This is a genomic window from Pseudomonas sp. P5_A2_2 (genome assembly GCF_054177685.1).
The window spans coordinates 1-1,704 of record NZ_JBGCUL010000937.1; the positions used below are offsets into that span (position 1 = coordinate 1).

Below are 1,704 nucleotides of genomic sequence, written 5' to 3' on the forward strand. Positions count from 1 at the left end.
CTTTCCGGGCGGACAGTACCAGTCCACCAGAAATGCCGGCACGTGGCTAGCCGAACTTTAGACCAATAGCGTCTAGCCTCTAGTGTTGGTGGACATAATTAACCTGACTCATTGTKATTTGCAGCGAGCCACCCCATTGAGCGGTGTAGGCTGACCCTAATGACTGCTTTGTCCTGGATGATTGCGATGCTCTCTGCCCGTCACCGCCGTGCCGTTCGCCTGGCCCGTCGTTTCATTGCGCCGTATCGCTGGCAGGCCTTTGGCGCCTTGCTGGCGCTGATCGCCACCGCCGGCATCACCTTGTCCATGGGGCAGGGCATCCGCCTGCTGGTGGACCAGGGGTTCATGACCCAGTCACCGCATCTGCTCAATCAGTCCATCACTCTGTTCATGTTGCTGGTCATGGGGCTGGCAATCGGTACGTTTGCGCGGTTTTACCTGGTGTCGTGGATCGGTGAACGCTGCGTCGCCGATATCCGGCGTCGGGTGTTTAACCATCTGATTTACCTGCACCCGGGGTTTTACGAAGACAATCGCAGCTCCGAAATCCAGTCCCGCCTGACCGCCGATACCACTCTGCTGCAATCGGTCATCGGTTCTTCGCTGTCGTTGTTCCTGCGCAATCTGTTGATGGTGATCGGCGGGATCGTCTTGCTGTTCATCACCAACCCCAAGCTCACCAGTATCGTGGTGGTGGCCTTGCCTTTGGTGGTCGCGCCGATCCTGATCTTCGGCCGCCGGGTGCGTAACCTCTCGCGCCTGAGTCAGGACCGGATTGCCGACATCGGCAGCTATGTTTCCGAAACCCTGGGCCAGATCAAGACCGTGCAGGCCTACAACCATCAGGCCGAGGACGAGCGCCGGTTTGCCGTGACCGTGGAGGAGGCGTTCAACACCGCGCGCAAGCGCATCTTCCAGCGGGCCTGGCTGATTACCCTGGTGATCGTCCTGGTATTGGGCGCGGTCGGGGTGATGCTCTGGGTCGGCGGCATGGACGTCATCGCCGGGCGAATTTCCGCCGGCGAGCTGGCGGCGTTCGTGTTCTATAGCCTGATCGTCGGCAGCGCGTTCGGCACCTTGAGCGAAGTGATTGGCGAATTGCAGCGGGCAGCCGGCGCGGCCGAGCGGATTGCCGAGTTGCTGCGTTCGCAAAACATCATCCTGCCGCCGGTGGCAGGCGCGGTGACACTGCCGGACCGGGTCGACGGCCAACTGCAACTGCAAAATGTGCGTTTTTCCTACCCGTCGCGGCCGCAAAGTTATGCCGTCGACGGGTTGAGCCTGACCGTCAATGCCGGTGAGACGCTGGCGCTGGTCGGGCCATCGGGAGCCGGAAAATCGACGGTGTATGACTTACTGCTGCGTTTTTACGACCCGGCCGAGGGACGCATCCTGCTCGATGGCGTGCCGTTGACTCAACTCGATCCGCTGGACCTGCGTCGCTGTTTCGCCCTGGTGTCGCAAACCCCGGCACTGTTTTTCGGCAGCATTGAAGAAAACATTCGCTACGGCAGTCCGAAGGCGACTTCGGCCGAGGTACAGGAAGCGGCAAAAATCGCTTATGCCCATGACTTTATCGAAGCCATGCCCAACGGTTACCAGACTCATCTGGGGGACGGTGGTCTCGGTTTGTCCGGTGGTCAGCGCCAACGCCTGGCCATCGCCCGCGCGTTGCTGGTGGACGCCCCGATCCTGCTCCTCGAC

Annotated in this window: 1 protein-coding gene; it reads left to right on the forward strand. The window is 60.8% G+C overall.

The genetic code is table 11. The annotated features are described in order from the left end of the window. Positions 1 to 177: 177 nt before the first annotated feature. Positions 178 to 1,704: ABC transporter transmembrane domain-containing protein (locus ACXRVY_RS27520; protein ID WP_458238781.1), on the forward strand; the 1,527-nt coding region annotated here is incomplete at its 3' end.